This window comes from Deinococcus soli (ex Cha et al. 2016), from assembly GCF_001007995.1.
Lineage (GTDB): Bacteria > Deinococcota > Deinococci > Deinococcales > Deinococcaceae > Deinococcus > Deinococcus soli.
In genome coordinates this window covers 384,970-406,785 of record NZ_CP011389.1, presented here as the reverse complement: position 1 = coordinate 406,785, position 21,816 = coordinate 384,970, and the positions used below count along the sequence as shown (strand labels likewise).

The window sequence follows — 21,816 nt, the reverse complement described above, 5'->3', positions numbered from 1 at the left end:
CATCACCCCCCAACCTCTCCACCCCCACACCGGACCCCCCGACAGGCGGCGTCCAGGGGCGACCACACCCAGGAGCACCACCATGAGCCACGACACCGAACAGCAGATCATCACCGACGCCACCAACGAAACCGCCATGAATCGCCGCGCCGCCATGGGCTTCCTGGGCAAGCTCGGCCTGGGCGCCGCCGCCATGGGCCTCGCCGCGGGCAGCACCGCCAGCGCCGCCCCCGCCAAGAACATTGACGGCGACGTCCTGAACTTCGCCCTGAACCTCGAATACCTCGAAGCGGCCTTCTACCTCGCCGCCGTGGGCCGCGTGAACGAACTGCGCAAGATCGGCGGCGGCGCCGACATCATCCTCCCCGCCAGCCTCGACCAGGACCGCGGCATGCAGTTCAAGGACGGCAACGTCCAGGCCCTCGCCCGTGACATCGCCGAGGACGAACTCGCGCACGTCAAGTTCCTGCACGGCGCGCTCGGCAAGGCCGCCGCACCCCGCCCCGTCATCGACCTGAACGGCGCCTTCCGCGCCGCCGGGCAGGCCGCGAGCGGCGGGAAGATCGACGGCTTCAACCCCTTCGCCAACGACCTGTTCTTCCTGCACGGCGCGTTCATCTTCGAGGACGTGGGCGTCACCGCCTACAACGGCGCCGCGACCCTCATCACCAACCCCGCGTATCTGCAGGCGGCCGCCGGCATCCTCGCCGTCGAGGCGTACCACGGCGGCGCCATCCGCAGCATGCTCTTCCAGCAGCGTCAGGTCAGCGCCGCCGCCGGACTGTACGTCGGGCAGGTCGTGCAGGCCATCAGCAACCTGCGTGGCAAGGTCGGCGGCATGAAAGATCAGGGCCTCACCGACAACGCCGGCCGCGCCGTCATCGCCCCGGCCGACGCGAACGGCGTCGCGTTCCCCCGCAGCACCCGCGAAGTGCTGAACATCGTCTACCTCGCCCCCGGCGCCAGGAAGGGCGGCTTCTACCCCAACGGCCTGAACGGCAACATCAAGTAAGCCCTAGCGGTTCAACAGAACCGTTCCCACCCGCCGGTCAGGGCCTCACCGCTCCGACCGGCGGGTGTTGTCCAGCGCCGACTGGTACGACGCCACCGACTCACCCGGACAGGACAGCGGATGCACCTGCACCAGCCGCCGCCACGACTCGACCCGCTGGTCGTCCAGCAGGACCTGCGGTTTGGGCAGGAACGCCGTAAACACGCCCTCCAGCCCCACCTCGCGCGCACTACTCCGCGCGTACTCGGCCCCACCGGAACTCCAGCAGTACAGCTCTGCGCCCTGGTCCGCCAGCTCCCGCACATGCGCGATCGCGCCGGGAATCGGCACCCGTGACCGCCCCACGTTCCGCACCAGCGTCTCATCCACATCCACGTACACCACAAGCGGAGGAGGGGTCACGAGGTGTCTAGAGCGCGGAGGCGCTTCCTGGCCTGTTTGGCAATCCGGGCCACCCGGTCCCGTTCAAGGCGTTCCAGAATGGAGCGAGGCGTCCTGGCATTGAAGGAGAGGCGTTCCCTCACGCCTTCGTCCGGGTCCGTGCAGAGCTCCTCCATGACCGACGGTGGGCACGAGCGGCGATCAGCCACCCGCCATCTCACGCGGGGGTCAGGATCGCGGGCGAGGAGCACCAGCACCTCATCGGGAACCGTCCTGTTGTGAGCCACCCAGAAGCGCATGTCAGGATGCTCGGCAATCACCTCGAACCAGACTTCGACTGGCGCGCCACCATGCGTCGCCCTGAGCTGCTCATCAGGAAAGTCACTCGTACGGAGCCGGAAGAATTCCTCTGCGCTCTGAATCGGGGGCACATGCCTTGTGGTACTCATGTCAGATCACTTCTCGGTAGGCGACGCTCTGGCTGCGGTTCTGAAGTTCGCTGCGCAGGTACTGGAGGCGGGGGTGTTCCAGTTTTGGGTCGTGCGCGAGGATGTGCTTGGCGAGTTCGCGGGCCTGTTCGATGATCTGCGTGTCGTTGGCGAGGTCCGCGAGGCGCAGGTCGGGGATGCCGCTCTGGCGGGTGCCGCGGATCTCGCCGGGGCCGCGGAGTTTCAGGTCGGCCTCGGCGATGACGAACCCGTCGGTGCTGCCCTCGATGATCTTGAGGCGCTGGCGGGTCTTCTTGCTGTGTTCCCCGGCGATCAGGACGCAGTAGCTCTGGGCGCTGCCTCGGCCGACGCGGCCGCGCAGCTGGTGCAGCTGGGCGAGGCCGAAGCGTTCGGCGTTCTCGATGACCATGACGGTGGCGTTGGGGACGTCCACGCCGACCTCGATGACGGTGGTGGACACGAGGATGTCGAAGTCGTGCGCGCGGAAGCGGTCCATCACGTGGTCTTTCTCGGCGGCGCTCATCTTGCCGTGCAGCAGGTCGATGCGCGCTTCGGGGAGGATGGTTTTCAGGTCGTCGGCGAGTTGCGTGGCGGCGAGGAGTTCGAGGGTGTCGCTTTCCTCGATGAGGGCCGTGACGACGAACGCCTGCCGTCCTTCGCGGATCTGGCGCATGACGAACCCGTAGGCCTGCTGCCGAGCGGTGTCCTGAATGAGTTTGGTTTCGATGGGCGTGCGGCCTGGGGGGAGTTCGTCGATGATGCTGAGTTCCAGGTCGCCGTACGCGGTGAGCGCCAGCGAACGGGGGATGGGCGTGGCGCTCATGACGAGTACATCGGGGCGGCCCGCGAGGAGTTTGCGGCGCTGCTGCACGCCGAAGCGGTGTTCCTCGTCCACGACGGCCAGCCCGAGGTTGTCGAAGCGGACGTTCTCCTGAATGAGCGCCTGGGTGCCCACGACGACGTCCACCTCCCCCTCCGCGATGCGGGTCTGCATTTCCAGTTTCGATTTCGGGGTCATCGCGCCGATCAGGAGGCCCACGCGGATGTCGAGCTGCCCGAGGTACCCGACGAGGTTCGCGTAGTGCTGCCGCGCGAGGATCTCGGTGGGGGCCATCAGCGCACCCTGGTAGCCGTCCCGTACGGCGAGGTACAGCGCGCAGGCGGCCACGGCGGTCTTGCCGCTGCCCACGTCCCCCTGCACGAGGCGGGCCATCTGGCGGTCGCTGCGCATGTCGTCCGTGATTTCCAGCAGGACGCGCCGCTGCGCGTTCGTGAAGCGGAACGGCAGGGCGCCCTCGAAGGTGTGGATATCGTCGCCCTTCGCGTTGAAGCGTTTGCCCTGTAGCACGGCGTCCTCACCCTGGAGGAGCATGCGCAGTTCCAGGAACAGGTACTCGTCGAAGCGCAGGCGGTGGTTCGCGCGGCTCAGGTGCGCCTCGTCCGCCGGGAAGTGGATGCCCCACAGCGCGTCGCCCAGGTCGGTCACGCCGTACTGCCGCCGCCAGTGCGCGGGCAGGTAATCGTCCAGTGGTACGGCCTGCAACGTGCGGAACGCGGCGCGGCGCAGGAACTCCTGCGAGATGCCGTCCTTCGCGTCGTACACGCCCACGATCCGCCCGGTCGAAAGGGAATCCTGCGCGCCGTCCACGGTTTCCAGGTGCTCCACACCCAGCTGCACGCTGCGCCCGAAGCGTTTCACGCGGCCCGTGAGGACCAGCCGGGCCCCCTCGCGCAGCTGCTTCTCCACCCAGGGCTGGTTGAACCACGTGGCCTTCACGCGCCCGCCGGACGGCGTCTCCAGCGTCACGTCCAGGATCTGCATGCCGGGCTTGGGGCTGCGGCGGGATTTGGCGACCACGCGGCCCTCCACGGTGACCTTCTGCCCTTCCTCGACCTCGGACAGGTCGGGCAGGGCGCGGCGGTCCTCGTGCCGGTGGGGGTAGGCGTGCAGCACGTCGCGCAGCAGGTGAAGGCCCAGCGTGTGCAGCTTGCGTGCGCCGCCGGGGCCGCTGTCGAGCCGCTCGACCGGCGCGTCCGGTGGCAGACGCTCGCCGGGTGCGGCGGTGGGCACGGCGACCCGTTTGGCGACCGGTGCGGCACGGGTCGCGGCCTTCTGGCTATCGGGTTCGGTCAGCAGGTCCAGGGCCGCGCGCAGGGCCACCTCGCGCCCCTGTGCGTCCAGGGCCGCGTACCCGGCCAGGGCCTCACGCACCTTCGGGAAGGGGTTCCCCAGCGGTGAGGCCAGCAGTTTCTCCACGCCGCCCGCCACCACACGGTTCTGGCAGCCGGACGCCAGCTCCGCCGCCAGGGGTCGCCGCAGTTTCTCCCGTAATTCCGCCACCGTCGCCATCGGACAGACAGCCTACCAGAGTGGACTGGATTATGTGCGGGGCAGAATCGTGGTCTGCCAAAGAGTTGAAGGTCCGAGGGTCTATTGATAACGGCATAAGTTTGAGTCCATCAAATGCTGAGGCAGGTCGATGTACCGAACCCGTTGCCAAGCCGTCGTCAGCTTCGCTTTCAGCATGCCCACTGAGCGGGCACAGAAGTTCCCCAGCACATTCCGCTTCACGTACGCCCACACCAGCTCGATCGGATTCAATTCCGGAGCGTACGGCGGCAAAAACACCAGCGACAGGCGTTCGTGGCGCTCCACGAACGCCTGGGTTGCCTTCGCTCGGTGAATGCCCGCGTTGTCCAGCACCACCACGATCTTCCCCTGCACATGGCGCAACAGATGCTGGAAGAACCGGGTGACGTCCCCACTCCGGATCGCCCCAGGCTTCGTGTGCTGGAAGAATCGACCGTCCGAAGTGATCGCCCCGATCGTCGAGAGTTTTTCCCAGTTGGCCGGGAGTATGACCAGGGGCGTCACGCCCCTGGTCGACCACGTTCGTCTTCGCACGCCTTTCAGCGAGAAGCCAACCTCATCCAGGTACACCAGGGTGGCGCCCTGCGCGACCTTTTTTTCCCAACTCCGGAGCCACCTGTTCTTTCCAGGACGCGATCCGGAGTTCATTGCGTTCTGCTGCCCGTCCATCCGGCATCTGGGGCGTAAACCCCAGCTGCCGAAGCATTCTCCGGACGTGATCGGGGTGGTACCACACGTCGAAGTGCCGCCCGATCAGGTCTGCGACTCGTCTGGTGCTCCAGGTCGGGTCAGGGAAGCCATGGTGCAGCGCACCCTCCCGCAGGAGGGTGCGGACCTGTTCAAGCTGGGCGGCGGTGAGTCGCGAGGGGCGTCCTGTCGTCACCGTTGCCTGGAGACTGCCGGTGCGCTTCAGACGTTTCTTCCAGTTACTGACGGTGTGTACGGACACGCCGAAGTGATCGGCAATCGCCTGCTGTGAATGCTGGCCCCCTTGAAGCCAGGGGGTCGCCGCCAGTCGACGTTCCTCCAGCTGCGCCCGGGAGTATTTGGATGGATGCCATTCGGCCACACCTCCAGCATACCAGCTCGTATTTACATCGTTATCAATAAGGGGAACAGCCTCAGACCCTTGGACCCTCGGACCTTGCCCGTCAGTTCAGCGTTTTTGCCGTCGTAGGCACCTGTCCCAGCAGGTGATCCAGCCGGTCCAGCAGCGTCCGGGCGCGCAGGGCATCCTCGCGGGCCTCGGGGCTCAGCGGCAGGACACTCGCGGCGAAACTGGCGATCAACAGGGGGTCCTCCGGGGCGGCGGCGCGCAGGGCCTCGGTGTTCTCCGGGTTCAGGCGCAGCAGGGCTGACAGCAGTTCACGCGCGGTGGCCTGCGCCGCCCCCTCGGCCTCGGCGGGGCTCAGGTCGCCTTCGGCCTCCAGCGGCCACAGGGTCACGTCGGCACTCAGGTACGGGTGGTCCGTGTGGAAGTCCTGCACCTGGAAACGGTCGCCGCCCGCGATGATGATCGTGCTCGTGCCGTCCTCGTGCGGATCGGCGTGCCGCAGGTGCGCCAGGGTCCCCACGCGCGACACCCGGTCCTGGAACGGCAGGTCCGACTCCTTGGACGTCTGGAGGATCCGCACGATTCCGAACGGCTGCCCGCTGGCCTGCACGTCGGCCAGCAGCGTGCGGTACCGGGGCTCGAACACGTAGAGTGGCAGGACCACGCCCGGGAACAGCACCAGATTCGGCAGGGGAAACAGCGGAACGCGCATAGGCTGTCATGCTGGCGCGTTCCGCCCCGCGCGACTTGAGCGCATCCCACAGAAGAAAAGAAGTTTTGCCTGGATTCTCACGTCCCGGATGGCGTGGCGTCCGGTGTCTTCTTCCGTTTCGGTTTTTTCGGTGGTGGGGGAGGGGGCGCGCCCCAGCCCTTCAGGTCGTCCGGGGTGGCGCCCAGGGTCAGCAGCGTGGCGCTGTCCTGTGGGGTCAGCGGGGCGGACGCGAGGAGGTCCGGGCGGCGGGCCAGCGTGCGCTTCAGCGCCTGCTCGCGCCGCCACGCGCCGATGGCGGCGTGGTTCCCGCCGCGCAGCACCTCCGGCACCTCCTGCGCCTGCCACTCCAGGGGCCGCGTGTACTCGGGGTAATCCAGCAGGCCCGAACTGAACGAGTCCGCCCGGTGCGAGTCCGCGTCGCCCAGCACGCCGGGCCGCAGACGGGCCACGGCCTCCAGCACGCACGCGGCGGCGGCCTCACCGCCCATCATCACGAAATCGCCGACGCTCAGTTCGCGCGTGACCAGCCCCTCCACGCGGGCGTCGAAGCCCTCGTAGCGGCCGCACAGGAACACGAGGTGCGCCTTCCCGGCCAGTTCCTCCGCGACCGCCTGCGTGAACGGCTGCCCGGCCGGACTGAACAGGATCACCTCGTCGGCGGGCGGCAGGCTCGCCAGCGCCCGCTCGGCGACGTCCACGCGGATCACCATGCCCGCCCCGCCCCCGTAGGGCGTGTCGTCCACCTTCAGGTGTTTGTTCTGCGAGAAGTCCCGCATGTTCACGAGGTTCACGTCCACCAGCCGCCGCTCGCGCGCCTTCCCGAGGATCGCCTCGGACGCGAAGGGCACCAGCAGCTCGGGGAACAGCGTCAGGAACGAGAAGGTCAGCGGACCGTCCGGGGTGGGCTCAGGCGTCATCGCCGCCGACCTCAGGGGCATCCGCCTCAAGCAGTCCCGCCGGGGCGTCCGCCGAGAGCGCCAGCGACGCCGGGCGCCTGCGGTCGTTCAGGTTCACCAGTACGTACGGCGCCTGAAGCGGCACGAACGACTCTCCACCCTCGTGCCGCACGACCAGCAGGTCCTGATGCCCGGCGTCCTCCACGTCCACGACCTCGCCCAGCACCTCGCCGCCGGCGCCGTGCAGGATCAGGCCGCGCAGCTCGTGGTAGTAGTACACGCCCTCCTCCGGCTCGGGCAGTTCGTCGTCCGCCGCGAACACGTTCAGGCCGCGCAGTTCCTCCGCCGCTTCACGCGACCCCACGCCCGCCAGGTGCAGCGCCACGCCCGGTGCGAGCATCTCCAGCCGCGCGACGCGCAGCCAGCCGCGCCCCTCCACGAACACCCGTTTCAGCGCGCGGAACTGCTCCTGGTCACCCAGCACGAACACCTTCACGCCGCCCTTCACGCCATGCGGCCCGAGGAAGTACCCGAGCCGCGTCCGGTCCTGCCCGCCCGTCACCCCGCCAGTCACGCTTTGCGGGGCGCGTCCAGATCGACGTTCAGCCGTTCGCGCGGGTCGGAGGCGGCGCGCACGAGCGTGCGGATCGCCTGGATCACGCGGCCCTGACGGCCGATCAGGCGGCCCTCCTCGCCGGGGCCGACGCGCACCATGACGGTCGGGCCGCGCCGGGTGACGCGCACCAGCGACGGCTGGTCCACCACGCTCTGCGCCAGGAACAGGGTCAGATCCACGGGATCACTCTTCATGCGCGGCATTCTACGCCATGCACCCCGCACGCACGGGGCGCCTCTCATGCCCCCACCGTGGGCACGTGCGCGCGGCGGCACGTGACGCGCCCCCCACTTGCACCTGCGTGCGTCCGCTAGAATCGCCGATTGTGACGCGCGCCGCCCCTCTGGCGGACCCGGTGAGGAGCCCGGAGGAACACCCCCTCCAGCCGCGCGCCCCCGGAGGACCCTTGAGCTACTGGCGCACGACCATCAAACCCCTGCTGGACGACGAGACCGGCACCATCCACAAGCAGGCCCCCGTCCGCGTGACCCTGGCCTTCCCGAACCGCTACTCGGTGGGCATGGCCTCGCTGGGCTATCAGGTCATCTACCGCATGTTCAACCAGGAGGAGGGCGTCGCCTGCGAACGCGCCTTCCTGCCCGACGACGTGGACGCGTTCGAACGCACCGGTCAGGCGCTGCCCACCGTGGAGACCGGGCGTGACGCCGGGGACTGCAACCTCTTCGCCCTGAGCGTGTCGTTCGAACTGGACCTGACGAACATCATCCGCACGCTGGACGTGGCGGGCCTGCGTCCCCTGCGTGAGGAACGGGGCGACAGCGACGCGCTGGTCATGATCGGCGGGCCGTTCACGAGCAGCAACCCCTACCCTCTGACGCCCTTCGCGGACATCATCGTAATCGGCGACGGCGAGCAGATCGTACCCGTCATCAGCGAGGCGCTGCGCGAAGCGACGAGCCGCGAGGACTTCTACGACCTGATCGACGGGATGCCCGGCATCTTCCTGCCCGCGCGGCACGCCCACGAACCCAAGTGGGCCACCGCGCCCAAGGAACTGCTCCCCGCGTACAGCCAGATCGTCACGCCGCACAGCGAACTGAGCAACATGTTCCTCGTGGAAGCCCAGCGCGGCTGCCCCCGCCCCTGCACCTTCTGCCTGGCGCGGACCATGTACGGCCCGAACCGCAACAACCAGGCGCAGGAACTGCTGGACACCATCCCCGACTGGGTCGAGAAGGTCGGCTTGGTCGGCGCGGCCCTCAGCGACTTCCCGCACACCAAGTTCGTGGGCCGCACCCTGACCGACCGCGGCATCAAACTGGGCGTCAGCTCCATCCGCGCCGACACCGTCGACGCCGAACTGGCCGAGATCCTCAAGGCGGGTGGCCTGCGCACCTTCACCGTCGCCAGCGACGCGCCCAGCGAACGCCTGCGCCGCTGGCTGAAGAAGGGCATCACCACCGAGGACCTGACCAAGACCGCGCACATCAGCCGCGACCTGGGCTTCAAGGGCGTCAAGGTGTACATGATGATCGGCCTCGGGCCCGAAAACGACGACGACATCACCGAACTGATCGAGTTCACGAAGGACCTCGCGAAGATCAACCGCATCGCGCTGGGCATCAGCCCCTTCGTGCCCAAACGCCACACGCCGCACTTCGCGGACCCTTTCGCGGGCGTGCAGACCATCGAGAAGCGCATGAAACGCATCCAGAAGGAACTGCGCACCACCGCCGAGCTCCGCAACGTGTCCGCCAAGTGGGCCTGGGTGGAATCGGTCATCGCGCGCGGCGGCCCCGAGGTCGGCATGGCCGCCTACCAGATCTACCGAAACGAGAGCATCGGCGCGTGGAAGAAAGCCCTGGAGGAAGTCGGCTGGAGCGACGAGTTCGAGGCGAACACCCCTTCGATCGGCCTGCCGCCCGGCCAGTACGAGAGCAAGGACGTCAGCGCCCACGCCCAGGGCCTCGCCATCTGACAGCTGTACTGGGGGGGCCAGCAGGACGCCCCTCACGTCTGGATCCAGTTTCTGTGACGACAGCCCCCCCGTGCCCCCGCCGGATCTCCTGGCGGGGGCACGGCATATCTGATTGACGGAAGCAAGAGGTGCATCCGCACGCCGCTTGCGGTGGACTGTACGTACCCCGCTCAGGCGGGAGTCAAGGAGGCCACATGTCGAACCTGAAACGTCTGATCACCGCCGCCGCCACCGTCCTGCTGCTCAGTGCTCCTGCCCTGGCCAGTGATGAGCCGCCGCCCAGCCCGAAAGCGGGCGATGGGTGCATCCGCACAATTCTGGGGCAGGTGTTCTGCATGGCGAAATGAGGGTGCGGCGGGTCACGCCTCCCGATTCAGGATATGCCGCACCTCGCCCGGCGGGACGCGCAGCAGGTCCCGGACGACCAGTGGGTACACCGGGGTCGCCTCAATCCGGTCGAAGGGTACCCACTGGCACTGCACGTCCGGGTTGTCCTGCACGGTGAACGTCCCGTCCGGCAGGTCAGGTGGGGCGGGCAGGTGGTAGTAGAAGCCGATCTCGTGCTCGCGCCGTCCCGGCTGGCCGAAGAAGCTCTCGACGACCCCCACCAGCCGCAATCCTGATACGGTCAGGCCGGTCTCCTCGTGCCACTCGCGCGCGGCGGCCTGCGCGGCATCCTCGTCCGCCCTGAGCGCCCCGCCCGGCAGGAAATGAAAGCCGCTGCCGTGCTCGCCGGGCCCGCAGTTCGTCAGGAGCGTGTCCCCGCGCGTGCAGAGGATCACGGCCCGCACGCTGAACTTCACGCCTCCCAGCGGCAGTCGGATGTCCGTCACGCGCCGGCCCGCGCGGCCTCCTCGCGCACGCTCGCCTCCGGATCGGCCCGCAGTGCGTCCCGCACCGTGGGGGAGAGGTCGGCGCGCCCGGCGACAGCCAGCCGCACGCCCTCGTCCGTGTCCCCGGCCAGGACGGCCAGTTCCGCCGGGTCGAGGTTCGGGTGCAGGGCCGCCGCGCGGCGCACCCCGGCATTCGGGTCGCGGGCCAGCCCCGCCAGCGTCCCGCCCGGGGTGGCGGTCGCGTACGCCACAGCGCGGCGCACTTCCGGGTTCGGGTCGCCCGCCAGCACCTCCAGCTGCGCCTCGGCCAGGTCCGGGCGCACCGCCAGCACCGTCCGCACACTCGCGTCCGGGTCGCTCAGCAGGGCGTCCAGCACCGACGCGGGAATCCCCTCCGCGCTCGCCACGTGCAGGCGGATGTCGCCTTCCGGCGCGCGGGCCAGGGCCAGCACCGCGCCCTCCGGCAGGTCGCTGCGCTCCAGCACGGCGCGGCGCACCGTCTCGGACTCGTCGCCCGCCAGCCGCGTCAGCAGGTCCGCCGGGGCGTCCGGGCGGCGGGCCAGCGCGGCACGCACGTCCGGATCGGCGTCCACCTCCGCCCGCGCCAGCCACTCCACCGGGACCGTCCACGCCTGGAGTGCCGCCGCGCGCACCAGCGGCTGATCGTTCGTCGCCAGCCACTCCCGCACCGACCGGGGCAGATCCACCCGGCGCGCCAGGGTCGCCAGCACGTCCGGGTCGCCGTCCGCCGCAAGCTGGATCATGCAGTCCAGCGGCAGGTCCAGCCGCCGCGCCACCCCGGCCCGCACCATGCCGTGCGCGTCCCCGACCAGCACGCGCAGCACGTCCCCCGGCAGGTCAGGTCGGGACGCCACGGCCTTGCGCACGTCGTAATCGTCATCCGCCGCCAGCTGCCGCACGAGCGCCTCGGGCAGCGCGTCCCTGCGCGCGACCGCCTCGCGGATCTGCCAGCCGGCGTCCTGCGCCAGCGCCGCCACCCGCTCGGCACTCAGGTCCGCCCGGCCCGCCAGTGCCGTCCGAACCGCGTAGTCCTCGTGCCGCAGCGCCGAATCCACCACCCACCCCGGCACGCCCGGCGCGTTCAGCAGCGCGATCACCCCGTCCGCCGGGAACACGCCCAGCAGGTTCGGCCGCGCCAGCCGCATCAGCGGCAACCCCGGGTTCGCCAGCACGTCCGCCGGGTACGCCGCCGCCAGTCCGCCCAGCACCTCCACGGGTGTGTTCGGATGCCGCGCCACCCGCGCCCGCACCCGAGCGTCGGGATGCGCCGACAGGCCCGACAGCGTATCTGCCGTCGCGCGCGGCGCACCTGCCGCCTCCAGCGCTCCCTCCACACCCAAGATCGTCAGCGTCCGCGGGTCAAGCTCACCAGTCATCGCAGCGATGATGGCACGGGGGGACATGGGAAGTGGGCAGTGGGTGGCCCGTGGATGGGCGGGGGCGATCCAAGTGATGAAGGGTGGTGTACCCAGCAGCCGACCCGCTGCCCACTTCCCACTTACTCCAGCGCGCCTGCCACCGCCCCGTCGATCAGCGCCCGCGCGATGCTGAACGCGGCGGGCAGGGTGGGGAGGCCGGTGACGGGGAACCAGCGGGCGTCGTCGATCTCGCCGGGCTGCGGGGTGATGTCGCCGCCCACGTACTCGGCGGTGAAGCCCAGCATCAGCGAGTGCGGGAACGGCCACGGCTGACTGAACTGGTACCGGAGGTCCGTGATCTGCACGCCCACCTCCTCCTGTACCTCGCGCCGGGCGGCGGCTTCCAGCGTCTCGGAGGGTTCCACGAAACCCGCCAGCGCGGAGTACATGCCGGGCGGGAAGTGCGGGCTGCGGGCCAGCAACAGTTCGGTGTCCCGGCCCTGACCGCGCCGGATGAGCACCATTGCGACGGGGGCCACGCGCGGGTACACCGTCAGGCCGCAGTTCGGGCAGCGGCGCGAGCGTTCATGCGTGACGTCACTCAGGGGCGCAGAGCAGCGGCCGCAGTAGCGGTGCGTGCGCGCGAACTCGATGACCTGCGCGGCGTACCCGGCCAGCCCCATGTGATGATCGGGCAGGCGGCCGAAGCCGGAGCGAACGGGCACGGCCTGGAAGCCGCCGGGCAGGTCGCCGTCCAGTCCCGCCGCCAGATACGACGTGCCGTCCAGGGTGCCCAGCCGCGTCACGTCCACCGCAGGCAGTGGGGCTTCCCCGGTCGGCAGGGTGCCGTCCGCGCGCAGGACGAGTTTCGGTCCGTCGAACACGAACCACACCGACCCCGCATCTGGTGTTAGCGTCAGGGCAACCTCGAAGTCGTCGGGGCGACTCGTGGCGATCATATGTGTTCCTCCAGGCGCAGGACCTCACCGAAGGGGAAGCCCTCGTCCTCCAGGCCGCCCGGTGGGACCACCCACAGCGTCGGCACGCGCGGGGCCGCCTCGGGGAAGTCCCCGTAGCCGTCCGTCAGGTAGATCAGCACGTCCGGTTCGTGCTCGTCGAGCAGCCTGAAGATCGGGCGGAAGTCCGTGCCGCCGCCCCCCTGCGGTGGGGGGATCTCCCCGCCGGGCGTCAGGTCGTGCGGGCCGTACGCCTCGGTGTCCGCGTAGTACAGGGTCGCGCGGACGTGCGGGTACGCGCCCAGCACGCCCTGCACCTCGCCCACCAGCGCCCGCACAGCGTCGTCGTCCACGCTGCCGGACGTGTCCACCGCGATCAGTGCGGTCAGGGACTCGTCGTCCAGCGCCTCCAGGTACAGGCCGCGCCCCACGAACCGCCGGTCGAAGCCCCCGAAATCCACCGGGGTGCGCGCCAGGAAGCGCCACAGGTGAGCCCGCCAGTCCAGTCGCGCCGGGGCGAGGCGCTGCAACTCGCGGTGCTCGCCCAGCGGATCGTCACCCTTGCCGCTCATGGCCTCCACGCTGCGCGCCTGCGCCAGCGCCTGCTGCCACTGCCGCTGCGTCTGCCCGGCCTGCCCCGGCTTCTGCCCGCGCGGCGGCGCGTCACTGGGAGGCCCGTCAAGCAGGTCGTCGCCCTCGTCGTCCCCGTCCCCCTCGGCCTCTGCCTCGATGGACGTGTACACCTCCTCGACACTCAGGCGTTCCAGGTGCTCGTCCCGCCGCGACTGCGGCGGCGTGGGCAGCCCCGCTGCCGACACCATGCCGTTCACGATCAGGTCCGCGGCCTTGTTCCAGCGTTTCTTCTCACGCGGCCCGCGCCGCTCCACGTGCGACAGCGCCGCGTGCAGCACCTCGTGCAGCAGCAGGCCGTCCAGCACGTCCGGCGCCAGCGTCGCGGCGACCTCCGGGTTCACGTACACCCGCTCGCCGTCCGTGCCTGCCGCCGCGACCTCCCGGGAGGGCACGAACTCCGCGTGCAGCAGCAGCGTCGCGAAGAACGCCGACCGCCCCCGCAGGCGCAGGCGGGAGCCGGAGATCAGACGCTGGAATTCCGGCGTGACCGGGACGGGCGTCGTCATACGGCTCCCGGTGTTGAACGTTGATGGTTGATGGTTGATGGAAAAGGCGGTTCTCCATCAACTGTCAACCATCGACCATCCCCCCCCCTCACGCGCTTTCCGTGAGGCTCAGCGTGGTCTGCACGAGCGTGGCGAGGCGTTCGTCCCGGCCCACGAGTTCGGCGAGGTCCGCGAGCTGCCCGATGGCCTGGAATTTGCTGACGAGGGTGGCGACGTACAGCTGGAGCCATTCGGGTCCGGCGCTGTCGGCGAGCCACGTGAAGGCGTGGTACGCCTCGTCGGCGGTACTGGCGCGGGCGGCCAGACCCACAACGGCGGCGTAGCGGACGCTGGGTTCGTCCGGCAGGCGCAGGCCGGCGCCCCGGCCTTCGAGCACGATGCCCAAGTCGGGCAGCTGCTCGTACAGGCGCACGAAGGCGCTGAATTCGGCCCCGGCGGCCTCGCCGATGGCGGGCGTGGCGTCCAGTCCGGCGCGGTGCAGGCGGGACGCCATCTCCCAGGCGCGGGGGCTGGGCCACGCGGGCTGCTGCGGGTCGAGGCGGTGCAGGAGTTCCGGGCGGAAGGTCAGGAACGCGATGACGTGCTCGTGCAGGTTCCGGCCCAGGGCGTAGCTGCGCCAGGAGTCGAAGTCCGGCCGGACCGTCAGGTGCAGGAAGCGGTTGGCGAGGGGGGCGGGCATGTCGAACACGCTGGCGCGGTCCTCCTTGCGGTTCCCGGCGGCCCACACGAACCACCCGTCCGGGAGTTCGTAACTGCCCACCCGGCGGTCCAGGATGAGCTGCTGCGCCATGCCCTGCATGGTGGGCGGGGCCATGTTCACCTCGTCCAGGAACAGGATGCCGCGCCCGCTGCGGGGCAGGAATTCCGGGGGGTACCAGCGGCTCACGCCGCCCCCCTGCCCGTCGCTCTCGGGGACCGGCAGGCCACGCAGGTCCGTGGGGGCCAGCTGCGAGAGGCGCACGTCCACGAAGTCCAGGCCGTGCGCGGCGGCGACCTGCGCCACGACGCTGCTCTTGCCCACGCCGGGGGGGCCCCAGATCATCGTGGCGAGTTTCAGGTCCCCGCGGACGAGAGCGTGCAGGTACGTCTGAAGTTCGGCAGCAGTCAGGCTCACGCGCTGAGGCTACATCAATGGGGCCGCCCGGCGCAGTGAGCGCGCGCCTGGGCGGCCTTCAGGGTCCGGGGTGGGGTCGGTGGTATTCCTGATCCCCTGATCCCCGGCGAGCGGGGCCTACAACGGAACGGTGCAGGTCACGGAGGTGCTGCCGCCCCCCGCGAGGCGTTTTGTGCCCTGGATGTCCAGTTTCACGCTGGGCGCGCCCCGGCCCCAGGTGGCGTGGAGGTCCAGTTCCTTCGGTTCGGTGGCGGTCAGCGGGTCGTCGATCAGCCAGATCACCTGATTCAGGTCCGGCAGCGCCTGCCGCCCGAACACCCGGATGGCCTGGGGGGTGGGCGTGAATGAGTACGTCAGGGTCGGGCTGGTGAAGGTGTACGCGCCGTCCGCCGCGACCGTCAGGGCGCACGCCGCGCCGCTGAGGGTCTGTCCGGCGTACGTCCCGGCGAGGCAGCTACTCGCGGCGGGGTCCGAGGAGGTGTTCACGACCGGGCACGCCGCGAGGCGCGTGGTGATCGCGTTCCCCGGTGTCGGCGTCGGGCCTGGGGTGGAGGTGCCGCCCCCACCGCACGCGGCGAGCAGCAGGGGCAGAAACAGGGTGGCCGGGTACAGGGTGGTCAGGGGCAGGAGTCGCGTCATGTGGGCCTCTCGTGGGTGAGGAGCAAGGCGCCCCGCGCGCCGCGTGATGTGGAGGGCTGGGCTGCGGCGTCGGGTGAGGAAGGCGTCGTTTACGGGGCGCTGGGTGGGCACACCCGCATGGAACAGGTCAGGGAGATGCCACTCTCGGCCGGCCCGGTCAGGGCGGCGGCACTCGCGTGTGGAAGGACGAGGGTCAGGGCCAGCAGGATGGTGCGCGTCATGGGGGACCTCCGGTGGTGACCACGGTAGCGGAGGTCCACTGCGAAAACCCCCGTAGAATTCGCGGTATGGCGCACGTTATCCTTGACGATCCGCAGGTGGTTGAGGTGCTGCTGGATCATGACCGTATGCGTCTCCTGACGCCTTTCATGGCGGCGCCGATGACGATCGCGCAGGCGGCGGAGATCACCGGGTCCCCGCCGACCTCTCTGGGGTACTGGGTGAAGCGGTTCGTGCGGCTGGGGCTGGTGCGGGAGGTCGCCTCTCAGCGTCCGGCGGTGTTCGGGGCGGTGTCGAACGAGTTCATCGTGGACCCGTCGCGGGTGATGCCGCTGGAGGAGATGCTGTCGGGCGTGCAGCTTCCCTCGTGGGAGCGGATGCTGCGCGGCTACGCGCGGGAGTATCAGCGGGTGTCGCCGGACTGGCTGCTGCGGTTTCACGTGACGCCGGAGGGCCTGCTGACCCGGCGTGAGTTGACGCGTGAGGAACTGGACGGGTCGGGTGCCCCGGCAGGGCAGCGGCCGCTGGGGGAATGGGCGCTGCTGCGGCTGTCGCGGGAGGACGCGCAGGCGTTCCGCGAGCGGCTGTCCGGGGTGGTGCAGGAGTTCCTGGCCCGCTCGTCGGAGGATGAGTCGGACAGCGTGTATCTGGTGCATGTGGGGTTGACGCGGGACCCGGTGCACGGGTGATGCGCGGGTGCCGCGCTGTCCGATATACTTTGACTCAGTCTAATTTTTCGTCCGAGTACAGTTAAGCCATTCCGACCGAAGGAGTTGCCCCCTTGCTGCCCCTGATCCACAAACTGCTGTTCTTCGTCTTCGCCCTGATCGCCGGTGGGTTCGGCGTCTGGGGTTTCTACCGCCTCTACCGCCGCGTCGCGCGCGGCGCGCCCGCCAGTGAGGACCGCACCGGCAACCCCGTCCAGCGCGTGCTGTACGCCATCCGGGTCAGCCTCACCCAGGAGCGCACCTTCCGCCGCCGCACCGCCATCAGCGTGCTGCACAGCTTCATCTTCTACGGCTTCGTGTACTACCTGCTGGTCAACGTCGTGGACGGCCTGGAAGGTTACCTGCCGTTCCACATCTACTCCAAGGACAGCCCGCTGCTCGCCGGGTACAACTTCCTGGCGGACCTGCTGAGCATGCTCGTGCTTGTCGGCGTCATCAGCCTGCTGATTCGCCGCCTGTTCCTGCCCAGCAAACGCGACTTCCGCTTCACGGACAAGACGCTGCTGCACCCGCTGCTGAAAGCCAACTACATCCTGCGTGACAGCCTGATCGTCTCGTCGTTCATCACCTTCCACGTGGGCAGCCGCGTGCTCGGCAACGCCGCCAAGATGACCGAGGAGGCCCGCGGGCTCGGCGGGTACGACGCCTTCCAGCCGTTCAGCAGCGCCCTGGGCCGCCTCCTCTTTAACGGCGCCAGCGAGCAGGCCATCGAGGGCTGGCGCGTCTTCGGGTACTGGGGCGCGCTCGGCAGCGTCCTGGCGTTCCTCGCGTACTTCCCGTTCACCAAGCACATCCACATCTTCATGGCGCCCCTGAACTACGCCCTGAAGCGCCCCGTCGGCAGCGGCGTCCTCCCCCCCATGAAGGGCCTGGAGGAAGCGATGGAGGCCGAGGAACCCAAACTGGGCGTCGAGAAACTCGAGGACCTGGAATGGCCGCGCCTGCTCGACGCGTACTCCTGCATCCAGTGCAACCGCTGCCAGGACGTCTGCCCGGCCAACGCGACCGGCAAGGCCCTGAGCCCCGCCGCGCTGGAGATCAACAAGCGCATGGAACTGAACGTGATCGGGTCGCACCCCAGCCCCTTCACGCTCAAGCCCGCGCCCTTCGAGGGCGGCGCGAGCACGGCGCACCCGCTGCTGGAATTCGCCATCAACGAGGAATCGGTCTGGGCCTGCACCACCTGCGGCGCCTGCATGCAGGTCTGCCCGGTGCAGGACGAGCAGATGCTCGACATCATCGACATCCGCCGCCATCAGGTCATGGTCGCCGGTGAGTTTCCCCCGCAACTGCAGACCGCCTTCCGCGGCATGGAACGCACCAGCAACCCCTGGGGCATCAGCCGCGACAAACGCATGGAATGGGCCGAGGGCCTGAAAGTCCCCACCATCGACGAGAACCCCACCCCGGACGTCATCTACTGGGTGGGCTGCGCCGCCAGCTACGACCCCGGCGCGCAGAAGGTCGCCCGCAGCTTCGTGCAGCTGCTCGACAAGGCCGGCGTGAACTACGCCGTGCTGGGCAAGAAGGAAGCCTGCACCGGCGACAGCGCCCGCCGCGCCGGGAACGAGTTCCTGTACCAGACGCTGGCCCAGGAGAACGTCGAGACCCTGAACACCGTCGCGCCGAAACTGATCGTGGCGACCTGCCCGCACTGCATGAACGCCATCGGGCACGAGTACAAGCAGCTCGGCGGCGACTACCGCACCATCCACCACACCGAGTACCTCGAGACCCTCGTGGCCGCCGGTAAGCTCCCCATGGAACGGCTCGCCGAGAACGTCACCTACCACGACCCCTGCTACCTGGGCCGCCACAACGGCGTGTACGACGCGCCCCGCACCCTCATCACCAAGATGGCGGGCGAGGTGCTGGACCTGGAACGCAGCCGCGAGAACTCCTTCTGCTGCGGCGCGGGCGGCGCGCAGTTCTGGAAGGAAGAGGAAGAAGGCAGCGAGCGCATCAGCGACAACCGCTTCCGTGAACTCCAGGCCCGCCTGGACGACGCCAAGGCGGCCAGCGACGAGTTCGAGCAGACCGGCAAGGTCGTCGCCGTCGGCTGCCCGTTCTGCAAGGCCATGATGAACTCCACGCCCGAGAAGCAGAAACGCGACGACATCATCGTCAAGGACGTCGCGGAACTCATGCTCGAGAGCGTGCAGCGCGCCGACGGCACGTGGCAGCAGGCGGCCCCCACCGGCCCTGTGGCGGACGCCACCCCGCTGGAACAGCCCGAGGTCGTCAGCGCCCCGAACGCGCAGACCCCCATGGAGCGCACGGGTGACCGCCCCGGCGCCGGTGCCCCCGCAGCCGTGGTGGGCGAGACGAGCGCCGCCGTGATCAACGCGCAGCCCGGCAGCCCCGACGCCACCCAGGGCACCCAGCCCGAGGCGCAGGCCGCGCACCCCGAGGCGACCGCCCGCAAGAGCTGGAAACCCAAGGCGGCGGGTGCCGACGACGTGGCGCCCACCGCCCCTGCCCCGGCTGCTGCCCCTTCCGCCGACGCCCCGGCCCGCAAGAGCTGGAAGCCCAAAGGCGGCGACGACGTGAGTGCCGCGCCCGTCACGCCCGCCCCGGAGGCTGCGACGGCGGCGCCCACCACCCCGGCAGCCGACACTCCCGCCCGCAAGGCCTGGGCACCCAGGGCGAAGGCGGACGACGTGAACCCCGCCCCTGTTGCTCACCTCCCTGCCGCCCGGCCGGATGTCACGGCCGCGACCCCGGCCTCTGCGGCACCCGGCACGGACGCCCCCGCCCGCAAGGCCTGGGCGCCGAAAGCCAAAGCTGAGGCGACGCCCGCCCCCGCTGCCACCCAGCCCTCCGCGCCGGTGGCTCCCGCCGAGGTGGCCTCCAGCACTGAGCCCGCAGCGCCCGCAGCCGCGCCCGCCTCAGGTGAGCGGAAGAAGTGGGCGCCGAAAGGCCAGCCGGTCAGCGCCGCGCCCGTGACCGAAGTGACGGAACCGACCACACAGGCCGCCCCCGCTCCTGTCGTGACGCCTGAAGTCGCGCCTGCCGCGCCCGCCCCGACCGGCGAACGGAAGAAATGGGCACCGAAGGCCGCGTCGGGCACTGTCCCGGTGACGCCCGAGCCACAGGTGGCGGCTACCCCTGAGCCCGTCACCGAGCACGTGCACCTCGAACAGGTCGGGGAGAACCTGCTGGAGGAAGGGCAGCAGGCGACGAGTGAACCCGGTGCCGGGGGCCGCAAGAAGTGGCAGCCGAAGAAGAAGCCGGAATAACCTGACGGACGTCCGAGCCGCCCCTCACGGGGCGGTTTCGCGTGCTGCTTGTCTGCACCGTGTCGAAGGTCACGCTAGTATCAGGGAATGACCATTGCGATCGTCACGGATTCCACATGTGACCTGACGCCAGAGCTGCTTGCTCAGATTGGCGTGACCGGCGTGCCGCTGTACGTGCTGTTCGACGGGAAGATGCACAAAGACGGCCTGGAGATCACCCCGCAGGACATTTTCACGGGCCTCAAGGCCGGCAAGAAGACCCCCAGCACCTCTCAGCCCAGCCCGGCCGAGTTTGCCGCCGCGTACGCCGCGGCGCTTCAGACGGCCGATCAGGTGCTGAGCATCCACATCAGTGGTCAGATGTCCGGCACGGTCGGCAGCGCCCGCCTCGCCGCTCAGGAGTTCGGCGGGAAGGTCACGGTCGTCGACAGCCGCTCGGTCAGCATGGGCCTGGGCCTGCGCGTCCTGCGCGCCGCTGAACTGGCGCACCAGGGCCTGAGCATGGATGAGCTCGTGCGGCAGCTGGAGGCGGCCGGCGCGAAGGCGGACATCCGCTTCACGGTGGACACCCTGGACTTCCTGCGGATCAACGGGCGCATCGGTGGCGCGCAGGCGCTGCTGGGCAGCCTGCTGAACATCAAGCCGATCCTGGTCGTCAAGGACGGCCGAGTGGATTCCGGTGGGCGCGTGCGCGGTCACAAGAAGGCCATGGCGGACATCGTGGATCACGTGAAGAAGTACGTCGCCAAACACGGCAGCGTGCGCCTGGCCGTGATGTGCACCCCGGGCGGCGAGGAGTACGTCAGGGAGGTCCGCGCCGGCCTGGCGGGCCTGACGTTCGAGGACATGGGCGACCATCAGATCGGCGCGGTCGTCGCGACCCACGCGGGCCCCGGCACGGTCGGCGTGACCCTGGAGCCTGTCACGGTCTGACGTGAGGGGCTTCCCTGTCCGGGCGGCGTGGTGGCTGCCCGCTGTCCTGCTGGGCTGCGCCCAGCCCGCCCCGCAGCGCGAGGGGCACGTGACCCTGCAACGCCAGTCCGTGCCCGGACAGGCCCGGCCGGGGCAGCCGCAGGCGATTTCCGACCCACTGCGGGACGACCGGGGCTGCCTGAAGGCCGCGCCAGCTGTGCCCACAGCCCCGCCGCCCCCGCATCACCTGAGCGGACAGCTGGGCCTGTGGGTGGCCGAGGTCGACCCGGTCACGCTCTCGGTCCGCCGCGCCGTCGCCACGAATCCCGACCGCGTCTTCCCGCTGGCCAGCATGTACAAGCAGGCGGTGCTGTGGGCCCTGCTGCGCGGCGTGGACTCGGGAGCGGTCAGTCCCGCCGAGCGGTTCAAGGTGACCCGTCAGAACCAGTCGCTGGGCAGTTATCCCTTCGACGGTTCGGATGTCCGGACCCTAAGCGAACGGATGATCCGCAACAGCGACAACACCGCCACCGACATCCTGCACCGCCGAGTGGGCCTGAACGCCGTGCAGGACGTCGCCGACCGCCTGGGCCTGTGCCGCACGCGACTGATCCTGCCGACCAAGGCCTGGTGGGTGGCGCAGACTGGCCTGTCCGCGACCTTCAACGGAACGTCCCGCTGGACCGGCGCACATGGCGATGAGCAGCGCCGGATCGCCGCGCTGATCGATCAGGACGCCCAGCGCTACCGCGCGGATTACGTGCAGCGCAAGCTGAACGACCACTTTGACCACCGCCGGGACGACGCCGTGGACGCCCAGGTATACAACCTCAGCACGCCGTACGAGTTCGGGACGCTCGTCGCGCAGGAATTCCTGCGTCCGGACCTCTCGGAGACCTCACGCCGCTGGCAGCGGGAGGTCATGGCGCTGGGCTTCGGGAAGTCCGCGTTGACCCTGACGCACCAGAACCGCGTGCGGTACGTGGGCGCCAAGGGCGGCAACGGCTGGCAGCTGCTGACCTACAGCGGCTACCTGGAAACGACGGACGGCCGCCACCTCGTGTACGTGTTCATGCAGCGCGGCGCCGACCAGACGTACACCATGCCGAACACCCGCCGGGCCTTCGCGTGGATCAACGCCGCGCTGCGCGCCGTGCTGGCCCGACCGGTCACTGCGCCCCCGCCCTGAAGGTTCCGTCCCTGTGAGGAACCTGTGCCGCGCCGCCCG

Annotated in this window: 22 protein-coding genes; 7 read left to right on the top strand and 15 right to left on the bottom strand. The window is 69.7% G+C overall.

Annotation, left to right across the window (positions count from 1 at the left end; all coding sequences use genetic code 11):
* Positions 1-82 precede the first annotated feature (82 nt).
* The gene (locus tag SY84_RS01995) at positions 83-1,012 is read left to right on the top strand and encodes a ferritin-like domain-containing protein (RefSeq protein ID WP_046842596.1); all 930 of its coding nucleotides are present in this window, start codon (positions 83-85) and stop codon (positions 1,010-1,012) included.
* 45 nt (positions 1,013-1,057) lie between these two features.
* On the opposite strand, the gene SY84_RS01990 is transcribed toward SY84_RS01995, so the two are convergent.
* The 8 genes from SY84_RS01990 to SY84_RS01955 all read right to left on the bottom strand — a co-directional run bounded on the left by SY84_RS01990 (position 1,058) and on the right by SY84_RS01955 (position 7,685).
* Positions 1,058-1,414, bottom strand: a complete 357-nt coding sequence (locus tag SY84_RS01990; RefSeq protein ID WP_046842595.1) for a DUF705 domain-containing protein — start codon at positions 1,412-1,414, stop codon at positions 1,058-1,060.
* Positions 1,411-1,824 carry a hypothetical protein gene (locus tag SY84_RS01985; RefSeq protein WP_052751007.1) on the bottom strand — a complete coding sequence of 138 codons (414 nt, stop codon included), beginning with the start codon at positions 1,822-1,824 and terminating at the stop codon, positions 1,411-1,413. The genes SY84_RS01990 and SY84_RS01985 overlap by 4 nt, the downstream gene beginning before the upstream one ends.
* Before the next feature lie 19 nt (positions 1,825-1,843).
* Complete coding sequence (recG, locus tag SY84_RS01980; RefSeq protein ID WP_046842593.1) at positions 1,844-4,192, bottom strand: ATP-dependent DNA helicase RecG; 2,349 nt, start codon at positions 4,190-4,192, stop codon at positions 1,844-1,846.
* 81 nt (positions 4,193-4,273) lie between these two features.
* Positions 4,274-5,282 (bottom strand): IS630 family transposase gene (locus tag SY84_RS16765; protein WP_211117122.1). Its coding sequence is split into 2 segments (ribosomal slippage): positions 4,274-4,813 and positions 4,815-5,282, totalling 1,008 coding nucleotides; the frame shifts between segments, so codons are not numbered across the junction.
* Between the two features lie 82 nt (positions 5,283-5,364).
* Entirely contained in the window at positions 5,365-5,979 is a 615-nt protein-coding gene (locus tag SY84_RS01970; protein WP_046842592.1) for an LON peptidase substrate-binding domain-containing protein, read from the bottom strand.
* A gap of 77 nt (positions 5,980-6,056) precedes the next feature.
* Entirely contained in the window at positions 6,057-6,896 is an 840-nt protein-coding gene (gene trmD, locus SY84_RS01965; RefSeq protein WP_046842591.1) for a tRNA (guanosine(37)-N1)-methyltransferase TrmD, read from the bottom strand.
* Complete coding sequence (gene rimM / locus SY84_RS01960; RefSeq protein ID WP_409013682.1) at positions 6,886-7,449, bottom strand: ribosome maturation factor RimM; 564 nt, start codon at positions 7,447-7,449, stop codon at positions 6,886-6,888. Before rimM ends, trmD begins: the two co-directional genes overlap by 11 nt.
* Complete coding sequence (locus SY84_RS01955; RefSeq protein ID WP_046842589.1) at positions 7,446-7,685, bottom strand: KH domain-containing protein; 240 nt, start codon at positions 7,683-7,685, stop codon at positions 7,446-7,448. Before SY84_RS01955 ends, rimM begins: the two co-directional genes overlap by 4 nt.
* 212 nt (positions 7,686-7,897) lie before the next feature.
* On the opposite strand from SY84_RS01955, the gene SY84_RS01950 reads away from it, so the two are divergent.
* The gene (locus tag SY84_RS01950) at positions 7,898-9,430 is read left to right on the top strand and encodes a B12-binding domain-containing radical SAM protein (RefSeq protein WP_046844859.1); all 1,533 of its coding nucleotides are present in this window, start codon (positions 7,898-7,900) and stop codon (positions 9,428-9,430) included.
* 194 nt (positions 9,431-9,624) lie between these two features.
* Positions 9,625-9,777: a hypothetical protein gene (locus SY84_RS16395; protein ID WP_157882861.1), complete on the top strand. Its 153-nt coding sequence runs from the start codon at positions 9,625-9,627 to the stop codon at positions 9,775-9,777.
* 12 nt (positions 9,778-9,789) lie between these two features.
* Here SY84_RS16395 and SY84_RS01945 read toward each other — a convergent pair whose 3' ends face one another.
* The 7 genes from SY84_RS01945 to SY84_RS16965 all read right to left on the bottom strand — a co-directional run bounded on the left by SY84_RS01945 (position 9,790) and on the right by SY84_RS16965 (position 15,711).
* Entirely contained in the window at positions 9,790-10,263 is a 474-nt protein-coding gene (locus SY84_RS01945; protein ID WP_052751006.1) for an NUDIX domain-containing protein, read from the bottom strand.
* Positions 10,260-11,660 carry a hypothetical protein gene (locus SY84_RS01940; RefSeq protein WP_046842588.1) on the bottom strand — a complete coding sequence of 467 codons (1,401 nt, stop codon included), beginning with the start codon at positions 11,658-11,660 and terminating at the stop codon, positions 10,260-10,262. Before SY84_RS01940 ends, SY84_RS01945 begins: the two co-directional genes overlap by 4 nt.
* Before the next feature lie 122 nt (positions 11,661-11,782).
* On the bottom strand, positions 11,783-12,601 hold the full coding sequence (gene nudC, locus SY84_RS01935; protein ID WP_081424483.1) for an NAD(+) diphosphatase: 819 nt from the start codon (positions 12,599-12,601) through the stop codon (positions 11,783-11,785).
* Positions 12,598-13,737, bottom strand: coding sequence for a DUF2201 family putative metallopeptidase (locus tag SY84_RS01930; RefSeq protein ID WP_046842587.1), 1,140 nt, complete (start codon positions 13,735-13,737; stop codon positions 12,598-12,600). Before SY84_RS01930 ends, nudC begins: the two co-directional genes overlap by 4 nt.
* An 88-nt stretch (positions 13,738-13,825) precedes the next feature.
* Positions 13,826-14,851 (bottom strand): ATP-binding protein, encoded by a 1,026-nt coding sequence (locus tag SY84_RS01925; RefSeq protein ID WP_046842586.1) that lies wholly within the window; start codon positions 14,849-14,851, stop codon positions 13,826-13,828.
* 117 nt (positions 14,852-14,968) lie between these two features.
* On the bottom strand, positions 14,969-15,490 hold the full coding sequence (locus SY84_RS01920) for a hypothetical protein (RefSeq protein WP_046842585.1): 522 nt from the start codon (positions 15,488-15,490) through the stop codon (positions 14,969-14,971).
* A gap of 89 nt (positions 15,491-15,579) precedes the next feature.
* Positions 15,580-15,711, bottom strand: a complete 132-nt coding sequence (locus tag SY84_RS16965) for a hypothetical protein (RefSeq protein WP_281174739.1) — start codon at positions 15,709-15,711, stop codon at positions 15,580-15,582.
* A 66-nt stretch (positions 15,712-15,777) separates the two neighbouring features.
* Between SY84_RS16965 and SY84_RS01915 the strand changes: the two genes are divergently transcribed.
* From SY84_RS01915 to SY84_RS01900, 4 genes are all read left to right on the top strand, one after another.
* Positions 15,778-16,398 carry a helix-turn-helix transcriptional regulator gene (locus SY84_RS01915; RefSeq protein WP_046842584.1) on the top strand — a complete coding sequence of 207 codons (621 nt, stop codon included), beginning with the start codon at positions 15,778-15,780 and terminating at the stop codon, positions 16,396-16,398.
* 92 nt (positions 16,399-16,490) lie between these two features.
* A complete protein-coding gene (locus tag SY84_RS01910) occupies positions 16,491-19,676 on the top strand; it encodes a heterodisulfide reductase-related iron-sulfur binding cluster (protein WP_046842583.1) in 3,186 nt (1,061 codons plus the stop codon).
* Between the two features lie 87 nt (positions 19,677-19,763).
* Positions 19,764-20,609, top strand: a complete 846-nt coding sequence (locus SY84_RS01905) for a DegV family protein (RefSeq protein WP_046842582.1) — start codon at positions 19,764-19,766, stop codon at positions 20,607-20,609.
* 1 nt (position 20,610) lies between these two features.
* Entirely contained in the window at positions 20,611-21,777 is a 1,167-nt protein-coding gene (locus SY84_RS01900) for a serine hydrolase (protein ID WP_046842581.1), read from the top strand.
* Positions 21,778-21,816 lie beyond the last annotated feature (39 nt).